This is a genomic window from Corynebacterium sp. MSK122, from assembly GCF_030229435.2.
GTDB classification, from domain to species: domain Bacteria; phylum Actinomycetota; class Actinomycetes; order Mycobacteriales; family Mycobacteriaceae; genus Corynebacterium; species Corynebacterium marquesiae.
The window spans coordinates 1-1,147 of the sequence record NZ_JASPHV020000058.1 but is presented as its reverse complement, the minus strand read 5'-3'; the positions used below and the strand labels follow the sequence as shown (position 1 = coordinate 1,147).

2 protein-coding genes are annotated in these 1,147 nt (G+C 56.2%); both read left to right on the top strand.

The features are described 5' to 3' along the window. Positions 1-9 precede the first annotated feature (9 nt). Entirely contained in the window at positions 10-93 is an 84-nt protein-coding gene (locus QP934_RS11420) for a hypothetical protein (RefSeq protein WP_419127527.1), read from the top strand. A gap of 183 nt (positions 94-276) precedes the next feature. Further along, positions 277-1,147: IS1249 family transposase (locus tag QP934_RS11415; protein ID WP_419127582.1), on the top strand; the 871-nt coding region annotated here is incomplete at its 3' end.

Sequence of the window (1,147 nt, the reverse complement as noted above, 5' to 3'; positions counted from 1 at the left end):
AGCGAATACATCAACTTTTACAACACCAGCCGGATCAAAGTCAGCCTAGGCGGCGTAAGCATCGAAGAGCACCGCATGCTTCAACTAGCATGAAACTGAAACTGTCCAACAAAGTGTCCGCATCCCCAAAAGTGTGTCCGGAATTGCCGATTTCCCGGGCGTAACCTCTAGGTTTCAGGAAAATATATGCTCCTGGGGCATATATCTGGCTCCCAGACGGAAAATCCACGAAGAGGCTAGCGCTGTGTGCTATGTACGCCGTGGTGTGGTGGCGCAATGCCAAAGAACCAACCACGCTGCTACTGCGGCGGTGAAATGAAACGCAACGGCACCACCAGCAAAGGCAACACCAGATGGCGATGCAAACAATGCGGCGCATCCAGCGTGAAGCACCGCGGCGACATCACCAATGCAGCGGTGTTTACCGCTTTCATTGATCATCTCACCACCGGTGCCAGTCTCGATGTTGTTGCCCACCGCGTGGGATGTTCGCCCCGTACGCTGCAACGCCGGTTTGAACCGTTCTGGCTCATTGATGTGCCCGACCCCACCAATGCACATTGTGGACGAGTTTACGACCAGGTGTTTTTAGACGGCACCTACACCGCCGGCGGCTGTTTGATCGTCGCTGCCACCATCGATCACGTCATTGCCTGGCACTGGTGCAAACACGAAACCACCCGCGACTACCAGCGACTGCTCGAACGCATCGAAGCACCACTGATTGCTGTCATCGACGGCGGCCAAGGAGCATTTAGCGCGATTAGAAAGTGCTGGCCGACTACGAAAATTCAACGCTGCCTCGTCCACGCCCAACGCGTCGTGCGGCGCTACACCACCTCACGCCCGCGCACAGATGCCGGGCGCACCATCTACCGACTTGCGCTGAAACTGACTCGGATCACCACCTTGGATGAAGCGGCAAAATGGGGCACGCAACTGCACGAATTCTCTACGATCTACCAAGCCTGGATGGATGAGAAAACCACGGTCAAAGACCCCAAAACAGGTGCATGGACTCGCGTGTGGACCCACCACAACGTGCGCAAGGCCTACAACAGCCTCAACCATCTTTGGCGGTCCGAGATGCTGTTTGTCTACCTCAACCCGCCAGCAGGAGTCCTTGCGCCCGAGCGGATCAAATCCA